16 protein-coding genes are annotated in these 18503 nt (G+C 73.8%); 6 read left to right on the forward strand and 10 right to left on the reverse strand.

Features of this window, described 5'->3' with window-relative positions; all coding sequences use genetic code 11:
* Positions 1 to 94 precede the first annotated feature (94 nt).
* Positions 95 to 1294, reverse strand: coding sequence for a hypothetical protein (locus AB0N90_RS03180; protein WP_365192566.1), 1200 nt, complete (start codon positions 1292 to 1294; stop codon positions 95 to 97).
* Between the two features lie 197 nt (positions 1295 to 1491).
* Here AB0N90_RS03180 and AB0N90_RS03185 point away from each other — a divergent pair, with 197 nt between their 5' ends.
* Together AB0N90_RS03185 and AB0N90_RS03190 are read left to right on the forward strand one after the other, a co-directional pair.
* Entirely contained in the window at positions 1492 to 2361 is an 870-nt protein-coding gene (locus AB0N90_RS03185) for an MBL fold metallo-hydrolase (RefSeq protein WP_365192568.1), read from the forward strand.
* A 31-nt stretch (positions 2362 to 2392) separates the two neighbouring features.
* Positions 2393 to 2779, forward strand: coding sequence for a DUF2267 domain-containing protein (locus AB0N90_RS03190; RefSeq protein ID WP_361679720.1), 387 nt, complete (start codon positions 2393 to 2395; stop codon positions 2777 to 2779).
* Positions 2780 to 2809: 30 nt separating this feature from the next.
* Here AB0N90_RS03190 and AB0N90_RS03195 read toward each other — a convergent pair whose 3' ends face one another.
* Both AB0N90_RS03195 and AB0N90_RS03200 read right to left on the reverse strand, forming a co-directional pair.
* Positions 2810 to 3499: an alpha/beta fold hydrolase gene (locus AB0N90_RS03195; protein ID WP_361679717.1), complete on the reverse strand. Its 690-nt coding sequence runs from the start codon at positions 3497 to 3499 to the stop codon at positions 2810 to 2812.
* Between the two features lie 130 nt (positions 3500 to 3629).
* Entirely contained in the window at positions 3630 to 4952 is a 1323-nt protein-coding gene (locus AB0N90_RS03200) for a hypothetical protein (RefSeq protein WP_365192808.1), read from the reverse strand.
* A gap of 173 nt (positions 4953 to 5125) precedes the next feature.
* Between AB0N90_RS03200 and AB0N90_RS03205 the strand changes: the two genes are divergently transcribed.
* Complete coding sequence (locus AB0N90_RS03205) at positions 5126 to 6385, forward strand: molybdopterin-dependent oxidoreductase (protein WP_365192570.1); 1260 nt, start codon at positions 5126 to 5128, stop codon at positions 6383 to 6385.
* Between the two features lie 322 nt (positions 6386 to 6707).
* On the opposite strand, the gene AB0N90_RS03210 is transcribed toward AB0N90_RS03205, so the two are convergent.
* Genes AB0N90_RS03210 through AB0N90_RS03220 form a run of 3 tightly spaced genes read right to left on the reverse strand, consistent with a single transcriptional unit; the run spans position 6708 to position 8763 of the window.
* On the reverse strand, positions 6708 to 7460 hold the full coding sequence (locus tag AB0N90_RS03210) for a class I SAM-dependent methyltransferase (RefSeq protein ID WP_365192572.1): 753 nt from the start codon (positions 7458 to 7460) through the stop codon (positions 6708 to 6710).
* The gene (locus AB0N90_RS03215) at positions 7457 to 8074 is read right to left on the reverse strand and encodes a DUF2064 domain-containing protein (protein WP_365192573.1); all 618 of its coding nucleotides are present in this window, start codon (positions 8072 to 8074) and stop codon (positions 7457 to 7459) included. The genes AB0N90_RS03210 and AB0N90_RS03215 overlap by 4 nt, the downstream gene beginning before the upstream one ends.
* Complete coding sequence (locus tag AB0N90_RS03220) at positions 8071 to 8763, reverse strand: glycosyltransferase family 2 protein (protein WP_365192574.1); 693 nt, start codon at positions 8761 to 8763, stop codon at positions 8071 to 8073. Before AB0N90_RS03220 ends, AB0N90_RS03215 begins: the two co-directional genes overlap by 4 nt.
* Before the next feature lie 113 nt (positions 8764 to 8876).
* Here AB0N90_RS03220 and AB0N90_RS03225 point away from each other — a divergent pair, with 113 nt between their 5' ends.
* The gene (locus AB0N90_RS03225) at positions 8877 to 9641 is read left to right on the forward strand and encodes a response regulator transcription factor (protein ID WP_365192576.1); all 765 of its coding nucleotides are present in this window, start codon (positions 8877 to 8879) and stop codon (positions 9639 to 9641) included.
* Positions 9642 to 9652: 11 nt separating this feature from the next.
* Entirely contained in the window at positions 9653 to 10753 is a 1101-nt protein-coding gene (locus AB0N90_RS03230; protein WP_365192578.1) for a HAMP domain-containing sensor histidine kinase, read from the forward strand.
* Here AB0N90_RS03230 and AB0N90_RS03235 read toward each other — a convergent pair.
* The 3 genes from AB0N90_RS03235 to AB0N90_RS03245 all read right to left on the reverse strand — a co-directional run bounded on the left by AB0N90_RS03235 (position 10750) and on the right by AB0N90_RS03245 (position 14518).
* Entirely contained in the window at positions 10750 to 11766 is a 1017-nt protein-coding gene (locus AB0N90_RS03235; RefSeq protein ID WP_365192580.1) for an NAD-dependent epimerase/dehydratase family protein, read from the reverse strand. The genes AB0N90_RS03230 and AB0N90_RS03235 overlap by 4 nt on opposite strands.
* A gap of 80 nt (positions 11767 to 11846) precedes the next feature.
* The gene (locus AB0N90_RS03240) at positions 11847 to 12668 is read right to left on the reverse strand and encodes a hypothetical protein (RefSeq protein ID WP_365192581.1); all 822 of its coding nucleotides are present in this window, start codon (positions 12666 to 12668) and stop codon (positions 11847 to 11849) included.
* A gap of 197 nt (positions 12669 to 12865) precedes the next feature.
* The gene (locus AB0N90_RS03245) at positions 12866 to 14518 is read right to left on the reverse strand and encodes a penicillin-binding transpeptidase domain-containing protein (RefSeq protein WP_365192583.1); all 1653 of its coding nucleotides are present in this window, start codon (positions 14516 to 14518) and stop codon (positions 12866 to 12868) included.
* Positions 14519 to 14697: 179 nt separating this feature from the next.
* Between AB0N90_RS03245 and AB0N90_RS03250 the strand changes: the two genes are divergently transcribed.
* The gene (locus AB0N90_RS03250) at positions 14698 to 17211 is read left to right on the forward strand and encodes a SpoIIE family protein phosphatase (protein ID WP_365192585.1); all 2514 of its coding nucleotides are present in this window, start codon (positions 14698 to 14700) and stop codon (positions 17209 to 17211) included.
* 19 nt (positions 17212 to 17230) lie between these two features.
* Here AB0N90_RS03250 and AB0N90_RS03255 read toward each other — a convergent pair whose 3' ends face one another.
* Positions 17231 to 18406, reverse strand: coding sequence for a PP2C family protein-serine/threonine phosphatase (locus AB0N90_RS03255; RefSeq protein ID WP_361679686.1), 1176 nt, complete (start codon positions 18404 to 18406; stop codon positions 17231 to 17233).
* Positions 18407 to 18503: the final 97 nt, after the last annotated feature.

Below are 18503 nucleotides of genomic sequence, written 5' to 3' on the forward strand. Positions count from 1 at the left end.
CCGGACCCCTCGGCGGCCGGGACACGGCCGAACGGCTGACGCTCGCACCCGAACGGAGCATCCGGACACCCCGATCGGAGCAACGGGGCGGCGCTCAGGGGGAGTGGTTGGCGAAGGTCGCCAGATACGTGCCGTAGAGCAGCGAGAAGGCGGCGAGGTACCCGCACAGCCTGCGCGCGGTGTCGGGGTCGGTGCGCCACCGGTGGACCAGGGCCTGTGCCGCGGGGATGAGCAGCGGGAACGCCGGCAGCAGGAAGCGCGGCTTGGACTCGAAGGGGCCCGAGACCAGCACCACCGGCAGCAGCAGCGCGGCGGTGTACAGCAGCAGCGCCGGCGGGACGCGCTCCCGGCACAGCCGGACGAACAGATACACGCCGACCGCCACGACCACCAGCGCCACCGGGTAGATGACGCCGTCGGTGAGCGGCACCGTCGCGAGGAAGCGGAGGGTGCCGAGGCCCCCGTCGAAACGTGACTCCCAGGCGCTCTGCACCTGGAAGTAGCCGTGCAGCAGGGCGCCCGTGCGATGCCCCACCAGCAGCAGGTACGCCGTCCAGCCGAGCGGGGCGGCGAGGGCGCCGGCCCACAGCCCGAGCGGCACACGCCCCCGGCGCCGTACGACCTCCAGGGCGGCCACGCCGAGGACGGCCGCGGCGGCGGCGTAGCCGTTCGGCCGGGTCAGGCCCGCGAGCGCGGCGAGCGCGCCGGCCGCGAGCCAGCGCTCGTCCAGCAGCGCGTACAGACACCAGACGGCGAGCGCGATGAACAGGGGCTCGGTGTAGGCGAGGGTGAGGACGACGGAGTGCGGCAGCACGGCCCACAGGGCGACCATCGCGGTGGCGACCGCGCGGCCGTACAGCCGGTGCCCGATCGCGTAGACGCCGACGGCGGCCAGCGCGGTCGCGGTCCAGGCGATCAGCAGCGCCGCCACGCCCGGGGTCAGCAGGGGGATCCAGTCGAGGGCCCGGACGAGTCCCGGGTAGAGGGGGAAGAACGCCCAGTCGGTCTGCACCGCGCCGGAGTCCGTGATGTGCATCCGGGTGCCGTAGCCGTGCGTGGCGATGTGCAGGTACCAGACGGAGTCCCAGGAGTGGGCCAGGCCCTTGAGTATCGAACGGCCGGTGAGCAGGTTCACCACGACGACGAGGAGCGCCCCCGCCAGCCGGACGCCGCCGAAGAGGACGAGCGCCCGCTGGACGCCGGGTGGCCACGTCCGCCGCTCCTGGCCCCCCAGGGGCGCACCGGGCCGTTCGAGGGCGGAGGCAGCGCCGTGCTGCGGGGAGAACGTACTCACCCCTTGACCTTGATCGGAGCCGCACGTCCGTGCAACGGGACCACGCCGATCACGCCACTTCTGGCTTGTTTTATCTGCTGGTCAGAGCGTTGTACCCGGGAAAACACAAGACCGGGCGCACCTGTCGGTCCCGGTTCGCGGGGGTCATCCTGGAACGGCGGTTCCGCCCGGGACCGTGCCCCGCGGAAGGAGCCCCTGTGGACGGCTGGTACGTCGACGACCGCTGCACCAACTGCGATGTGGCCCGGCAGCTGGCGCCGGACCTGATCGACGAGGAGAACGGCACGTCCCGGATCGTGCGGCAGCCCGGGACCGAGGAGGAGAACCGGCGCCTGCACGCGGCCGTCTTCGCCTGCCACACCCGTTCGATCCGCCCCACCACCGGACAGCCCGACCAGGCGCTCGACCCGTTCCCCATGGCCCTGGACGACGGCGTGCTGCTGTGCGGCCACAACTCGCCGCGCACCGCGGCGGCCAACGCCTATCTGCTGCGCAGGCCCGACGGCACCCAGATGATGATCGACACCCCGCGCTGGAGCCGTGCGCTGGCCGACCGGTACACGGCCCTCGGCCGGATCACGGACGTCCTGCTCACCCATCGCGACCACGCCGCCCACGGCCGCCGCTGGGCCGACCACCTCGGGGCCCGGCTGTGGATCCATGAGGGCGACCTCGACGCCGCGCCCGACGCGGACCAGGTGATCCGGGGCCTCGACCTGGTGGAGATCGGCGCGGGCGTCACCGTGCACCCGCTGCCCGGCCACACCCGGGGCAGCGTGCTCTACCTGGCGGACGACCGGTACTGCTTCACCGGCGACAGCTTCTACTGGTCGCGCTCGCTCGGCGATCTCGCCGTCGCGGACAGCGTGACCTGGTACTCCATCGAGGAGCTGGCCGCCTCCCTGGCGCGTACGGCGGACCGGTTGCGCTTCGAGTGGGTGCTGCCGGGCCACGGCGACCGCAGGCGGCTGCCGGCCGCCGAGATGTCCCGCCGCCTGTGCGCCCTGACCGAGCGCACGCGGGCGCTGCGCCCGCGTCCCGTCGACTTCACGGCCGTACGGTGGTGAGAGGAGCCGCGTTCGAGAGCGGGTGGTCACCGTGCGACTGGCGGAGTTTCTGACCCGGGTCCAGGACCGCGGGGAGTACCGGAGCCAGGAGGAGGCCGAGCACGTCAGCGAGGCCGTGCTGTGGACGCTGGCCACCCGGATCACCCCGGAGGAGGCCGACGAGCTGGCGGCGCGGCTGCCCGCACCGCTGGACGAGGCCCTGCACCGGGACCGGGGCTGCGCCGAGTCCTTCGGCCGGGAGGAGTTCCTGCGGCGGGTGGCCCAGCAGACGGGCGCCCGGCCGCGCACGGCGGAGTGGGACGCGGGCGCGGTGCTCTCCACCGTCGCCGACTCGGTATCCGGCGGCGAACTGGACGAGCTGCTGGCCCGGTTGCCGGTCACCTACGCGGAGCTGTTCGGGAGGCCCGAGCCGGGCTGAGCCGGGTATCGCATCGGATCCGGGGCGGCCTCACTGCCCGTGCGTCTCCAGTTCCCGCTCCCGCTCCTCCGCCATGGCGCGCAGCCGCTCGTCGCACCACCGCCGGGCCGCGGCGGAGACCTGGGCCAGCGCGCGCGGGTCCTCGAAGAGATGCGTGGCATCGGGTACGACGTGCAGGGCGTGCGGGGCCCGCAGCCGCCGGGCCGCGTCCTGGTTGAGCCGCAGGATCTCGTGGTCCTGCCCGCCGACGACCAGCAGCACCGGCGCCCGGACCTGCTCCAGCGCGTCGCCCGCCAGATCGGGCCGTCCGTCCCGGGAGACCACGGCCAGGACCCGCTCGGGCCGCTCGGCGGCGGCCGTCAGCGCGGCGGCGGTGCCGGTGCTCGCGCCGAACAGCACCACCGGCGTCCCCCGGGTGTCGGGCTGTTCCGCGAGCCAGTCGATCGCACCCACCAGCCGGTGCGCCAGGAGCGGGATGTCGAAGCGGTGGTCGGCGTTCAGCGCGTCGTGCCGCTCCTCCCGCTCGTTGAGCAGATCGAGCAGCAGCGTGCCGTACCCGGCCGTGCGCAGCTCGGCGGCCACGGTCCGGTTGCGGGTGCTGTGCCGGGAGCTGCCGTTGCCGTGCGCGAAGAGCACCACCGCACGCGCGGATGCCTGGACCACGAGGTCGCCGTGGAGCGCGGCGTCGTCCATGCGGACGAGAACCATCTCGGAGATCATCGGCCTCAACCCTTTCCGGGGGCCGTTCCCGCCGAGCGATACGGCCCGGATGTCCCACCTCCCATGATGCCCACGGGACCCGGCCCCCGGCACCCGCAGGGCCGGGGGCCGGGGTCTTCGCCGATCACCGTCACCAGCCGGTCAGCAGCAGATGATTGAGGAGCAGCGCGAGCACCGCCTGGGCGGCGAGCCAGGGACGGGGGCGGGGGAGCAGCGCGCAGGCGGGCAGCAGCCACAGCGCGAAGGGCAGCCAGATCCGCTCGGTCTCGGCCTTGCTCATCCCGGACAGGTCGGCCACCAGCAGGGCGAGCAGCGCGGCCGACACGAGGAGGGCGAGCCCGGCCTGGGAGCCGGTACGGCGGTGCAGGAGCACGGCGCCGGTGCGGCGCAGGCCCGCCGCCGTGGCCGGGCCGGTGATCAGCGCGGCGCACGCGAGATCGGCCCACACCCAGTAGCCGTAGGGGCGGATCCCGCCCACGCCCTGGTAGTAACGGATCGTCAGGAGCTGGTATCCGTGCCACCAGTTGAAACCGGCGAGCGTGAACACCACGGGAAAGACGGCGAGTCCGGCAAACAGGGGAAGCAACAGGAATGGCCTGGCGCGTAGTTCGCGGCGGGCGAGGAAGAGCACGGCGGCGCCGACGAGGGCGAAGAGCGTGAGGCCGTACGAGAGATAGCAGGTCAGTCCGAACAGCAGGCCCGAGCCGGCCGCCGCCCATGGGGAGGGGCGGGTCAGGGCGAGGGCGAGCAGGGCCACGGACCAGGCGGCGACCGCCGCGAAGTAGCCGTCGGCGGAGACGCCCTGCCACACCGCGGCCGGGGCCAGCACCGTGAACGGCGCCGCCCGCCGCGCGAGCGCCTCCCCGGCCAGGGCGCGCACCGCGATCAGCACCGCCACGCATCCGCTCGCGCCGACGGCCACACAGAACATCCCGGCCCAGCCGCCGCCCCGCAGCCCGATCCGGTCGAGCAGGACGAAGGTCAGCGTGGCCGCCGGGGGGTGCCCCGCGACATGGGCGGGCCACGGGTCCGCGGAGCCGCTGACGATGTGGTGGGTGAAGTCGCGCAGCGTGGCCGGGATGTCATGGAACCGGCCGATCACCCGGAGGTACTCCTCACGGGTGGTCAGCCGGCCCGCGATGCCCCGCTGCCAGCCGTCCACCAGCGCCAGCGACCCGATCCACGCCAGCGCGGTCGCCCAGGCCGCCGTGAGCAGCCCGCGCCAGGGCAGCCGGGCCGCGAGCACGGGCCCGTGGATCACGGTCGCCGCGGCCACGGCCAGTGCGGCGGGGGTGCCGGGGCCGAGGTGCGGGTCCCAGTCGGCGAACACCGGGGGCCAGTGCACGAACAGCGTGCGGTGGGTCTCCTGGATGTGGCGGCCGACCAGGACCGCCGCCGTCACGAGCAGGGCGGCGGCTGCGGCGGCGTACAGATCGCGGCGGGCGGCGCGCAAGGCGCCGGAGGAAGCCGCGGCACGGTCGGGGGCGAGGTCTCGGTGGGGAGAACGGGTCACACCAAGACGCTAGGCCGGGCGGGCGGCGCCGGGCCGCCGTCCGGGCCGGACGTCAGGGTTTCGTCACCAGTCGTACCGCCTGTCCCAGGCGTCCCCCGGCTTACGGTCGGGACATGCGTGACCAAGACCGCCTCCCCACCTCACCGGGTTTCTGGCGCAGTCCTCTGCGCGGCCCGTGGTTCACCTCGGTGCTCGGCCTCGTCCTCCTCGTCGGCGTCACCGCGCTGTTCGTGACCGGCCTGGTGTCGTACGCCGCCTACAACCCGAACCTGTCCCCGGTGAACGACACGACGCCGGACAAGGGACTCCTGGGCTTCTACCTCTTCGCATGGCCGACCGACCCGGTGTGGCTGTACCGCCTCACCCAGGGCGTCCATGTCACCCTGGGCCTCACCCTGATCCCGGTCCTGCTGGCCAAGCTGTGGTCGGTGGTGCCGAGGCTGTTCGCCCTGCCCCCGGCCCGCTCCGTCACCCACGCCCTGGAACGGATCTCCCTGTTGCTGCTGGTCGGCGGCGGCCTGTTCGAGTTCACCACCGGTGTGCTCAACATCCAGCTGGACTACGTCTTCCCGGGCTCCTTCTACCCGCTGCACTTCTACGGCGCCTGGGTGTTCTTCGCCGCCTTCGTCGCCCATGCCGTACTGAAGACGCCCACCGCGCTGCGCACCGTGCGCCGGCGGCTGCGCGACGAACTCGAGGAGGGTGTCATGCCCGCGGCGGACACTCTGGTCCCCCCGCGCCCCGATCGGCCCACCGTCTCCCGGCGCGGCGCCTTCGGGCTGGTGGGCGGCGGCTCGCTGCTGCTGTTCCTGACCACGGTCGGACAGAGCCTCGGCGGACCCTTCCGCCGCACCGCCCTGCTCGCACCGCACGGCACGGCCGATCCGAACGGCGGACCCAACGGCTTCCAGATCAACAAGACCGCCGCGTACGCCGGGATCACCGCGGCCGACACCCACGAGGACGCCTGGCGGCTGGTGGTCACCGGCCGTACCGGCACCGTCCGCCTCAGCCGCGCCCAGCTGCTCCAACTCCCCTTGCACAGCTCCTCGTTGCCCATCGCCTGTGTGGAGGGCTGGTCGACCGCCGACCAGTGGTGGCGCGGGGTACGGCTGCGCGACCTCGCCGCGCTGGTCGGCCATGACGGCGATCCGCCGGACGTGCTCGTGGAGTCCCTGCAACGGCACGGCGCCTTCCGCCGCGCGGCCCTGCGCGCCAACCAGGTGGCCGATCCGCGCACCCTGCTCGCCCTGTACGTCAACGGCGAGGAACTCTCTCCCGACCACGGCCACCCGGCGCGTGTCATCGTGCCCGCCGCACCCGGTGTGCTCAACACCAAATGGGTCGGCCGGCTGACCTTCGGAGCCCTGTGATGACGCCCCGACGGCTGCGCGTCGCGCTCGGCAGTCCCTTCCAACTCGCGTTGCTCGCCTGCTCGTTCGCGCTCGCCGCATACGCCGGGATCCGGCTGCTGGCCGGTGACTGGTTCGCGGTGGCGCTGTGGATCGTGGGCGCCGCCCTGCTGCACGACCTCGTGCTGGTGCCCCTGTACGCGGCGGCCGACCGGGCGGTGATCCACGGTCTCGCGGCCACCGGACAGCGCGCCTTGACCCCCTACGTCCGGGTCCCGGCCGCGCTGTCCGCCCTGCTGCTCCTCGTGTGGTTCCCGCTGATCAGCGGGAGGACCGCCGAGCGCTACCGGTTGGCGACCGGCCTGTCCCCGGACGGCTTCCTCACCCGCTGGCTGCTGATCACCGCCGTGCTCTTCGGCGGTTCCGCCGCGCTGCTGGTGCGGCGGGTGCGCAGGGCGGCGAAGCAGCGGCCACCGGCGCCCCACTGAGCGACGCGCCGCCACCCGGCCCCGCGCGCCCGGCGCAGCAGGGCCGGGGTACCGAGCCTGGCCCAGGGGAACGTGCCGCCGCGGGCGCCCGGTCCCGCGATCACGTCGACCACCTCGACCTGGGCGCGTTCATCGACATCGGCGGGCACCGTCTCCGCGATCAGCAGGCCGCCCGGCCGCAGCAGCGCGGCCACCCGCCGCAGCAGCGCGGCCGGGTCCCCGCCGATGCCGATGTTGCCGTCCATGAGCAGCACGGTGTCCCAGCGGCCCTCGCCGGGCAGCGCCTCGAACACCGAGCGGCGCAGCACCGGACCGCCGAGCCCGGTGGTGTGCTCCACCGCCGCGTCGCTGACATCGATGCCGAGCACGGCACGGCCCCGGCCGGCGAGTTCCGCCACCAGCCGCCCTGGCCCGCAGCCGACGTCCAGTACGGCGCCCTCGCAGCGGTCCAGCACCGCGAGATCCACCGGATCGGCCCGGCCGCACCAGCGCTCCACCTCCAGCGGCAGCAGCCAGCCGTCGGCACGGCGCAGGAACAGCGGGCCCCGGCCGGTGCGCAGCGCGGTGGCGTACGGGTCGGCGGCGGCCCAGGCGACGGAGCCGCTCATCGGGGCAGCCCCGCGGCGCAGCGGGCCAGCCGGGCGGCGAACCGGCCGTGCGGGACCAGCGCGGCGACCGCCCGGGCGTCGGCGGCGACATCGACGTCCCGCAGCCGGGGCAGCTCCCGCACCCGCAGCCCGGCGCCGGTCAGCCGCGCCCGCTGCGCGGCCCCGGTGCCGGGCGTCGACATGGGCACACCGCGCAGCAGCGCAGGGTCGGGCTCGGCCAGCCCCAGCGCCCAGAACCCGCCGTCCCGCGCCGGGCCCAGCCACGCGTCGCAGTCGGCGAAGTCCACGGTCAGCAACTCCGGTGTGACCTGCGGGGTGTCCATGCCGATCAGCAGCGCGGGTCCGGCGCAGCGCGCGAACGCGTCCGCCAGCCGTTCGTCCAGGCCGCCCGCGCACTGCGGTACGACCTCGAAGCCCGGCGGCAGCCAGGCGCCCGGCGTCCCGTCCAGCACCAGGACCCGCCGGGACGCGGGGGTCCGCGCCACCGTGTGCAGGGTGTCGGCGAGCGCCGCCTCGGCGAGCTCGGCCGCTTCCCGCGGAGTGAACGGGGGTGTCAGCCGGGTCTTGACCCTTCCGGGGCGGGGTTCCTTGGCGATCACGAGCAAGGTGGTCACTGCGCCGCCCTCTCCCGGGCAGGGGCCGCGGTCAGCACCCGGCGCATGTCCCGCACCGCGTGCCAGGTACCGGCCCAGGTGCCCGTCACCTTGGACGTACCGGTGCGCGGGAGGTACGGCACGTCGTGTTCGGCGACCCGCCAGCCGGCGTCGGCGGCACGTACCACCATCTCCAGCGGGTACCCGCTGCGCCGGTCGGTGAGACCCAGCCCGAGCAGCGCCTCGCGCCGGGCGGCACGCAGCGGCCCCAGGTCGTGCAGTCGCAGACCGGTGCGGTGGCGCAGCATCCGGGCCAGCGCGAGGTTCCCGGCCCGGGCGTGCACCGGCCAGGTGCCCCGGGCCACCGGGCGCCGTCGGCCCAGCACCAGATCGGCCGTCCCCTCCTGGATCCGCTGGACGAAGGGCACGAGCAGCGCCGGGTCCAGCGAGGCGTCGCAGTCGCAGAAGCACACGATGCCGGCCGTGGCGGTGGTCAGCCCGGCATGGCACGCGGCGCCGAAACCGCGCCGGGGCTCGTCCACCACGGTCGCGCCCAGCGCCCGGGCGATCCGGGCCGAGCCGTCGCGGGAGCCGTTGTCGACGACGAGAGCACGCCAGCCCGCCGGGATACGGCCGAGCACCCAGGGCAGGGCCTCGGCCTCGTCCAGACAGGGCAGCACCACGTCGACGTCCGAAGAAGAGATCGTCATGGCTCTCACCCTACGAACATGAACCGGGCATAACGGACTTCCGGTCCTTACGAAACGCGGACACCGAACCCGCCGCCCCGCCTGCCGGCCACGGGCGGTGGGACGCTTGAGGCATGCGATCGCAGTACGAGCCCCACCGGGCCGCCACCACGGACGAGCCGGTACGAGACCGAGACCGGGACGGAGCCCGTGCCCGGGTCCTGGTCGTGGACGACGACCCCACCGTCGCCGAGGTGGTCGCCGGATATCTGGACCGCTCCGGCTACGTGGTCGACCGCGCTGACGACGGCCCCACGGCGCTCGGCCGGGCCCGCGACCGGTGGCCCGACCTCGTCGTGCTCGACCTGATGCTGCCCGGCATGGACGGCCTGGAGGTGTGCCGGCGACTGCGGGAACAGGGGCCGGTGCCGGTCATCATGCTGACCGCCCGGGGCGACGAGGAGGACCGCGTCCTCGGCCTGGAGGTCGGCGCCGACGACTACGTCACCAAGCCCTTCAGCCCCCGGGAACTCGTGCTGCGCGTCGAGTCCGTGCTGCGCCGCAGCCGCCCCGCCGCGACCGGCGGGCACCGGCTGGCCGCGGCCGGCCTCTCGGTCGATCCGGACGCCCGCCGCGCCACCAAGAACGGCGAGGAACTGGCGCTCACGCTCAGGGAGTTCGACCTGCTCGCCTTCTTCCTGCGCCATCCCGGCCGCGCCTTCGGCCGGGAGGACCTGATGCGGGAGGTGTGGGGCTGGGACTTCGGTGACCTCTCGACGGTCACGGTCCATGTGCGCAGGCTGCGCGGCAAGGTCGAGGACGACCCGGCCCGGCCCCGGCTGATCCGGACGGTGTGGGGTGTGGGCTACCGCTTCGAGCCCGGCGGGGCGGTGGACTGACCGTGCACGCCATGCCCCTCATCGCCCTCTACGCCTTCGCCGGCGCCGCCGCGACCGGTCTCGCCGGAGCCTGTGTCCTGCGGCTGATCCGGCGCCGCTCGCTCACCGCCTCCCTCGCCGTGGTCGCGGCCGTCGGTGTCGTCGCCATGCTCGCCGGGACCCTCGCGGTCGCCTGGGCGATGTTCCTGTCCCCGCACGACCTGTCCGTGGTCACCACCGTCGTCGCCATGGCGGCCGTGGTCTCCCTGGCCACCGCGCTGACGATGGGCCGCTGGGTGGTCGCCCGCAGCCGCGAACTGACCGACGCCGCACGGTCTTTCGGGGACGGCGGCGCCTTCGCCGCGCCGGACGGGCCCGCGACCGCCGAACTGGAGCAACTCAGCCGCGAGTTGGCCGCCACCAGTGCGCGGCTCGCCGAATCCCGGGAGCGGGAGCGGGCGTTGGAGGCATCGCGGCGCGAACTGGTCGCCTGGATCTCGCACGATCTGCGTACCCCGCTGGCCGGACTCCGGGCCATGGCGGAGGCCCTGGAGGACGGGGTCGCCGCCGACCCCGACCGCTATCTGAAGCAGATCCGCGCCGAGGTGGAACGCCTCAACGACATGGTCGGCGACCTCTTCGAACTCTCCCGGATACACGCGGGCACCCTCTCCCTGAGCCTCGCCCGGATCTCCCTGTACGACCTGGTCGGCGACGCGCTCGCCGGGGCCGACCCGCTGGCCAGGGAACACGGCGTGCGGCTGGTGGGGGAGCGGGTCGAACCGGTGCCGGTGGAGGTCGACGGCCGGGAGATGAGCCGGGTGCTCGGCAATCTGCTGGTCAACGCCATCCGCCGGACGCCCGCCGACGGCACGGTCGCGATCGCCGCCGAGCGCACCGACGGGGGCGTGGTGCTGTCCGTCACCGACGGCTGCGGCGGCATCCCGGAGGAGGACCTGCCACGCGTCTTCGACACCGGCTGGCGCGGCACCGACGCCCGGACGCCCCCGGCGGGCGCGGGACTCGGCCTCGCCATCGTCCGGGGCATCGTGGAGGCCCACCGGGGCCGGGCCGCCGTCCGCAACATCCCCGGCGGCTGCCGCTTCGAGGTGACGCTGCCGACCGCGCGCTAACACGAGGGAGCTGGTTCCTCCCTGAGCCCGGCCCGCGCGAACTCCCTCACCCCGTCCGCGAATTCCACGCGCGGCCGCCATCCCAGCGCGGTCCGCAGCCGGGCGGAGTCGGCGGTGATGTGCCGTACGTCCCCCAGCCGGTACTCCCCGGTGACCACCGGCTCCGGGCCGCCGCACGCCTTCGCGAGCGCCCGCGCCAGTTCGCCGACGGTACGGGGCTCACCGCTGCCGGTGTTGTACGCGGTGAGCGCGCCCGGCGCGGACTCCGCCTCCAGCGCGGCCACGTTCGCCGCGGCCACGTCCCGGACGTGCACGAAGTCCCGCCGCTGGCCGCCGTCCTCGAAGACCCGGGGTGCCGCTCCGCGGGCGAGCGCGGAGCGGAAGAAGGAGGCGACCCCGGCGTAGGGGGTGTCGCGGGGCATCCGGGGGCCGTACACATTGTGGTAGCGCAGGGACACCGCCGTTCCGCCCGTGGCCCGGGCCCAGGAGGCTGCCAGGTGCTCCTGGGCGAGCTTGGTCGCCGCGTACACGTTACGGGGATCGGCCGGGGCGTCCTCCCCGACCAGGCCGGGGGACAGCTCCGCCCCGCACGCCGGGCACCGGGGCTCGAACCGGCCCGCGTCGAGGTCGGCCACGGCGCGCGGGCCCGGCCGTACGACACCGTGGCGCGGACAGGTGTACCGGCCCTCGCCGTAGACGACCATGGACCCGGCGAGCACCAGGCGCCCCACGCCCGCCTGGGCCATCGCCGCGAGCAGCACGGCCGTACCCAGGTCATTGCGCGAGACGTACTCCGGGGCGTCCGCGACGCCGTTGCCGAGCCCGACCATCGCCGCCTGATGGCATACGGCGTCCACCCCGGCCAGCGCCCGCGCCACCGCCGCCGCGTCCCGCACGTCCGCGCCGGGATCCGTACGGACGTCGTACACCACCGGCTCATGGCCGCGCGTCCGCAGCGCCTCGACGACATGGGAACCGATGAAACCGGCACTGCCGGTGACCAATACACGCATACGGCCACGCTAGACGCGGCCCGCGCCCCGCCCCCGGAACGCGCGGGTCATGTCACGGCTCCGTAAGACCTGGGAGCCGCTCAGCCGATGCAGAGCACCAGCACGCAGAGCTGTTCCGGCGAGGTCGACGCGCGCGCCGGGGGAGTGCTGGAGGTCGTGCCCTGGTCGGAGCCGCCGGTGGTGGGAGCGGGTGCGGGGGTGGACGACGTGGTGGGGGCGGGGCTGGAGGTGCGGCCGGTCGCGGGGGTCGAGGAGGTGGTGGTGTGCGACGGCCGTGTGGTGGCGGGCCGGGTCTGGGTGACCGGGGCGGCGGGGGTGGCGGAGTCCAGGTGGGTGTTCGAGGGCGCCGTGTGGTGGTGGGTCGCGAGGGTCTGTTGGACGGGGCCCGTGCCGCCCGGTGTCCGGGTCGTGGGGGTGGAGTGGTGGGCCGGGTGCGTGCCGGGCGTCGCCGATGGGTCGGAGGCCTGAGCGGGTGCCTCGTCCTGCGGGGCGGCGGACGTGCTCCGGTCGTCGGGCAGCGTGGCCGCCTGCGCCCGGTCGGCGGTGTGCCGGTCCATCGAGGCGAGGGTCAACCCGCCCCCGACGAGGGCGACGGCGGTGGCGACCACGGCCCGGCGCCGGCTCTTCTTCCAGCGGGCCAGCTGCCGCCGCCGCGCCGCCCGGCCCTCCCGCAGCGGGGGTGCGTCCTCGACGTCGGCCGGTGTGCCGCCGTCGGCCGGTGCACTCGGGAACGGGTCCGAGGCCGGCTCGAACTCCCCGGGGAACGAGGTCACTTCGGTCCCGGCGGCGCCCGCGGGGGAGCCACCGGTGCCGGGTGGGGCGATGTCCGGGGCGTAGGCGCCGCAGCCGGGGCACACCAGCGCGCCGTTGAGGTGCCGACGGCACTCGGAGCAGTAGTCCATCTGCGTCTTCCGGTCTTCCCTGTTCGACTGCGCCATCGGCCCGCCCGGGCCACGGCCTGGTCACGTTCGTACGAAGGATCGAGCGGCCAGTCACGCTAACGGGGCTTTCGAAAGGCTGTGTGCAGTCGGTGTGTCGCTCCTGGGCAGATTCCCGGCCCCCGGCCCGGTGGCCTTCACCGGGCCGGGGCACAGAGTGATCAGTCGGTCGTCAACAGGCGCCGTACGACATATCCGGCGGAGTCCACGCCGGAGGCGCCGCCCTCGACCAGGGCCGCGACCGCGATGTGCGCGTTGTAGGCCGTCAGCCAGCCGTTGGTGTGGTCGCCCTCCTCGGCGGTGCCCGTCTTGGCGCCGACACCGGCGAGACCGCTCAGCCGCGGTGCGGCGGTGCCCCCGGTGGCGGTCGCGCGCATCATCGACTGGAGATAGCCCGCGGTGCGGGGCGTGATGGGCCGCGGCGCGCTCGTCTGCGGCTGCCCCGGCAGGATGATGGGCTGCCGGAAGCCCCCGCCCCGCACGGTGGCCGCAACGGACGCCATGAACAGCGGCGTGGCGGTGACCTTGCCCTGCCCGATGAACTGGGCCGCCTGGTCGCTGCCCTGGGCGTCCACCGGAATGCTCGGATCGCTGGTGGCGACCCCGCCGCCGATGGACCAGCTGCCCATGCCGAAGACGTTCACCGCCTCGTCGTGCAGGGCGGAGGCGTCGCCGTCGTGCACGAGGTAGTGGAAACCGTCCTTGATGAAGGAGGTGTTGCACGAGACGGCGAAGGCCTGCGCGATATTCGACCCCGGATTCGCCTTCACCCCGGGGTCGTTGTGGAACGACTGGCTGTTGGCCGTCAGGGAGTCGGTGCACGGCGCCGGACTGGCCGGGGTCAGGCCCGCCTTGTCGAACAGGGCCGCCGACGTGATGATCTTCATGGTGGAGCCGGGGGACTTGATGCCGTTGATGGCGATGTCCCCGTCCGAGCCCGTGTGCGCGACCGCCAGGATGTGTCCGTTGCTCCAGTCGACGGCCACCGAACCGGCGGGCCTGCCCCCGAGATGCGGGTCCTTCACCGCCTGCTCGGCCGCCGACTGGAGCCGCGCGTCGATCGTCGTCCTGATGACCGGAGCGCTGCCCTTCTTGAACGTCTTCAGCGTCTTCACCCCGGCACCGTCGGAGTCCACGACGGCCACTCCGGTGCCGGGACGGCCGCCGGTGGCCTCGCCGTGCTGCCCGATCGTCGCCGCGATGTCCCGCAGCGAGTCGAACCCCGTCAGATCCGTCTTGCCGTCACTGGCCACCACCTTCGCGTCGCTCGAACCCGCGGGCAGCGTGCCCGCGGTCAGCGACTGGTCGTCCCCGAGACCCGGGTACAGCACCGAGTTGTTCCAGTGCACCGCCGTCGCCCCGTTGTCGCTCTTGCGCACGGCCACCGCACTCGGGTAGCTCCAACTGCCGCCCGCCACCTGCGCGGTGACGGTGAAGGTGACCTTCGTCGCCCCGGCGGTCACGCTCGAAGGGCCGGCCGGGAGAACGTTGTCGAACGTCACCTTCTCCAGATGCAGCCCGTCCTTGTACTGCCGCAGGGCCAGGGCGGCCGCGTCCGGCTCGTCGGTCTCGGCGGCCGCCCCGCCGACGTTCTGCCCGGACCAGTGGTCCAGGAACGCCCGGGCCGATTTCACCGCCTCGGTTCCGGAGGGCGGCGTGGTCGAGGCCGCCGACGGGTCGAAGCCCGTGTCCTGCGTCCGGTCCCCGGCCGTACCGCCGGTCAGCCCGTGCAGGAGGTTGTAGGTGCCTATTCCCCCCAGAACGAGCAGCGCGGTGGACGTACCGGCAATGCCGATCTTCACAGCTCTGTTCATGCGCCGGATCGTATGTACGTTCCATGAAGTGACGAGACGATTACTGCGAGATCGTTACCGGAATGCCGATCCGGACCGCTCAAAAATCCGGCGGGGGAGGACTCGCCGGCCCCGGCGGTGCCACCGTCACCGGCCATCGGACGATTAAACCGGCCGATACTGGTGTAAAAGTGAGACTGATGGAACCAGCGCGCAAGAGCGACACCGCAGCCACGTCCGTGGGGTCGGCGGACCTCTTCGACGCGTCCACGGACGCGGCCGCGGTGATCTCGCAAGGCGGTGCGGTGGTGGGCTGGACCCGCGGCGCCGAGGCACTGCTCGGCTACTCCGCGCCGGAGATGGTCGGCTCCTCCGCCGGGCGCCTGCTCGCCGTGCCCGAGGACCCCGCCCGGGTCGGCGGCATCGCGGAACGCTGCCGCGCCGGAAACGGCTGGAGCGGCACGATCCGGCTGCGGCACCGCGACGGCCGTCCGCTCGACGTCCTGCTGCGGGTCTCGGCCGCCTTCCGCATGGACGGCCGGGACTGCTTCCTGCTGTCGGCGCGCGAGGAACGCGGACGGTGGACGATGGCCCAGTCCGTCCTCGACGGATTCCTCGCCCGCTCACCGGTCGGCATGGCCGTCCTGGACCGCGACCTGCGCTACGTATGGCTGAACGGCACCCTGGAACAGCTCGGCGGAGTACCCCGGGAGGAGCGGCTCGGCCGGCGCCTGAGCGAACTGCTGCCCGGATTGCAGGGCGAGGCCCTGGAAAAGCTGATGCGCAAGGTGCTGGCCACCGGCGTGCCCGTCACCGACTACGAGTACGACGGCTGGAGCTGGGCCGACCCGCACCGCAGGCACGCCTACTCGGCGTCGTTCTTCCCCCTGGTGGACACCGACGACACCGTCACCGGCATCTGCTACATGGTCCTGGACGTCACCGAACGCTGGGCCGCCCGCCGGATCCTGGCCATGGTCAACGAGGCCGGCACCAGCATCGGCACCACCCTCGATGTGCTGCGCACGGCCGAGGAACTGGCCGACTTCGCCGTCCCGCGCTTCGCCGACTTCGTGGTCGTGGACCTGCTCGAACCGGTGCTCGGCAGTGAGACCCACGAGGCGCTGCTCGACGACCCCGGCTCCACGCCCGCCCGGCCCGCACTGCGCCGCGCCGCCCTGTGCTCGGTGCGCGAGGGCTGCCCCGAGGCCGTCTACCGGGTCGGCGACCGGGTCGGCTTTTTCGGCCCGCCGCACGACGCCAGGACGCTCATCAAGGGCGACCCGCTGTTCATCCCGGTCCTCGACGCGGAACAGGGCCCCTGGGTCGCCGCCGAGCCGCGGCGCGCCGACCGCATCCGCGAATTCGGCATCCACTCGCTGATCTCCGTCCCCATGCGGGCCCGCAACACCGCGCTCGGCCTCGCCACCTTCGCCCGTACGACCAATCCGGCGCCCTTCGGCTCCGACGACGTACTGCTGGCCCGGGAACTGGTGGCTCGGGCGGCGGTCTGCCTGGACAACGCCCGCCGCTACACCAGGGAGCACACGGCCGCGCTCACCCTCCAGCGCAGCCTGCTGCCCCCGGCCCTGACCGGCGGCACCGCGCTGGACGTGGCCTCCTCCTACCTCCCGGCCGACTCGGCGGGCGGGGTCGGCGGCGACTGGTTCGATGTGATCCCGCTGTCCGGGGCGCGGGTCGGGCTCGTCGTCGGCGATGTGGTGGGGCACGGCATCAGCGCCGCCGCGAGCATGGGACGGCTGCGCACCGCCGTACAGACCCTCGCCGACATGGAGCTGCCCCCGGACGAACTCCTCGCCCATCTGGACGACCTCGTGCTGCGGCTGGGCGGCGAGGAGTCCTTCTCCGGCGCCGACGCCCGGGGCACGGCCGCCTTCACCGGCGCGACCTGCCTCTACGCCGTGTACGACCCCGTCACCCGGCGGTGCACCATGGCCCGCGCCGGCCATCCGCCGCCCGTCGTCGTCCCCCCGGACGGGCCCGCCTACTTCCCGGAGATCCCCCCGGGGCCCCCGCTGGGCCTGGGCGGGATGGCCTTCGAGGCCACCGAGATCGAGCTGGCCGAGCACAGCCTGTTCGGCCTGTACACCGACGGCCTCATCCAGGCCTGCGACGACGTCGAGCGCGGTATGACCCGGCTCGCCGAGGCCCTCGCCCGCCCCGAGCCGGATCTCGACAGGCTGTGCTCCACCGCCGTACGCGACCTGATCCCCGGGCCGCAGCCCGACGACATCGCGCTGCTGCTGACCCGCACCCATGCCCTCGGCGCCGACCACGCCGTCTCCTGGGACGTCCCCGACGACCCCGCCGCCGTCGGCGAGATCCGCACCCTGGCCGCCCGCCAGGTCACCGAGTGGGGCCTCGGGGAGCTGGCCATGACGACGGAACTCCTGGTGAGCGAGCTGGTCACCAACGCGATCCGCTACGCCGCCCCGCCGATCCGGGTACGGCTCCTCCGCGACTCCCGGCTGACCTGCGAGGTCGCCGACGCCAGCAGCACCGCGCCCCGCCTCAGGCACGCCCGCAGCACGGACGAGGGCGGCCGCGGACTGTTCCTCGTCGCCCAGATGTCGCTGCGCTGGGGCGCCCGCTACACCGGCGAGGGAAAGATCATCTGGGCCGAGCAGAAGATCCCCGCCGAGCAGCAGATCTCCGCCGAGTACCGGATCCCCGACGAGCGGGAGATTCCCTAGGAGACGGATGGCGGCTCGGCTAGGACGTGCGCGGCTTGTCCACGGCGCGGATCCCGTCGTCGGCGAGCAGACACGCCGCGAGGGCCGCCGTGTCGTCCTGGAGGTTGTCGCCGCTGTACTCCAGCAGATCGTGGTGCAGCCGCTCCAGCAGTTCGTGCGGGGGCAGCGGGCCGAAGGAGCTCAGGCGCTGCACCAGGGGGTAGAAGGTGCCGGACGCGTCCCTGGTCTCGGTGACGCCGTCCGTGTACAGCAGCAGCTGCTCGCCGGGCTCGAAGGGGTAGCTGTCGACGTGGTGCGGGTCAGGCAGCAGCACACCGAGGTTCAGCGGGGGGCCCGAGCACCCGTTGTCCAGCTCCAGCACCTCGTCGGCGCGGATCAGCAGCGGCGGCGGATGACCGCAGTTGACGACCCGGATGATCCGCCCGTCGGCCGGGATCTCGGCGAAGATCGCGGTCACGAACCGCTCGCCGATCTCGCTGCCGCCGAGGTGCTCGGCCCGGCGCGTCATGCTGCGCTCCATGCGCAGGGCCAGGGCGGCGAGATCGGGCTCGTCGTGCGCGGCCTCGCGGAACGCGCCGAGCAGCGCCGCGGCCGTCTCCACCGCGAGCAGCCCCTTGCCGCGCACATCGCCGATGAGCAGCCGTACCCCGAAGGCGGTGGGCACGGCCTCGTAGAGGTCGCCGCCGATGCGTGCCTCCGCGGCGGCGGACAGATAGAGGCTCTCCAGGCGCAGATTGCCGATCCGCTGCGGCAGCGGCCGCAGCAGCACGCGCTGCGCGATATCGGCCACGAACCGCACATCGGCCAGGGTGCGTTCACGGCGGATGCGGTGCGCGGCGAGGATCGTGCCGAGCGCGCCCACCAGGGCCGTGCACACGTAGTCGGCGACGTAGTGGCGGTCCCACAGATAGCCGACCGGGCGGCCCGCACAGCACGGCGTGCCGGCCAGCACCGCCTCCATGACGACCGCGAAGACCGTGGCGCCCGCGACGGCGTACGGTCCGTGCGCGAACGCGGTCACCAGCGGCAGGGCGACCAGCAGAAAGCTCACGGGCCAGTCGACGGGCGTGATCGGTTCGAGGATCAGTACGGCCGCGACGTAGAACACCGGGAGCCAGCGCATCCAGCCCGGGGGCGCCGGCGCTCCGGTGCGCGTGGCGGCACCGACCTCCGGCTGGCGGCGTGGACTTCGCACACGGGACTCCTGTCACACGGGCTGGACAAGGATCCAGCCTGGTGCGCGGGTCCGCGCCGCACCGGTCATTGCTCCACTCAGCGGCATGTTCCGGTCT

Origin of the sequence: Streptomyces sp. NPDC093018, from assembly GCF_040684035.1 — a bacterium.
Taxonomy (GTDB): Bacteria; Actinomycetota; Actinomycetes; order Streptomycetales; family Streptomycetaceae; genus Streptomyces; species Streptomyces murinus.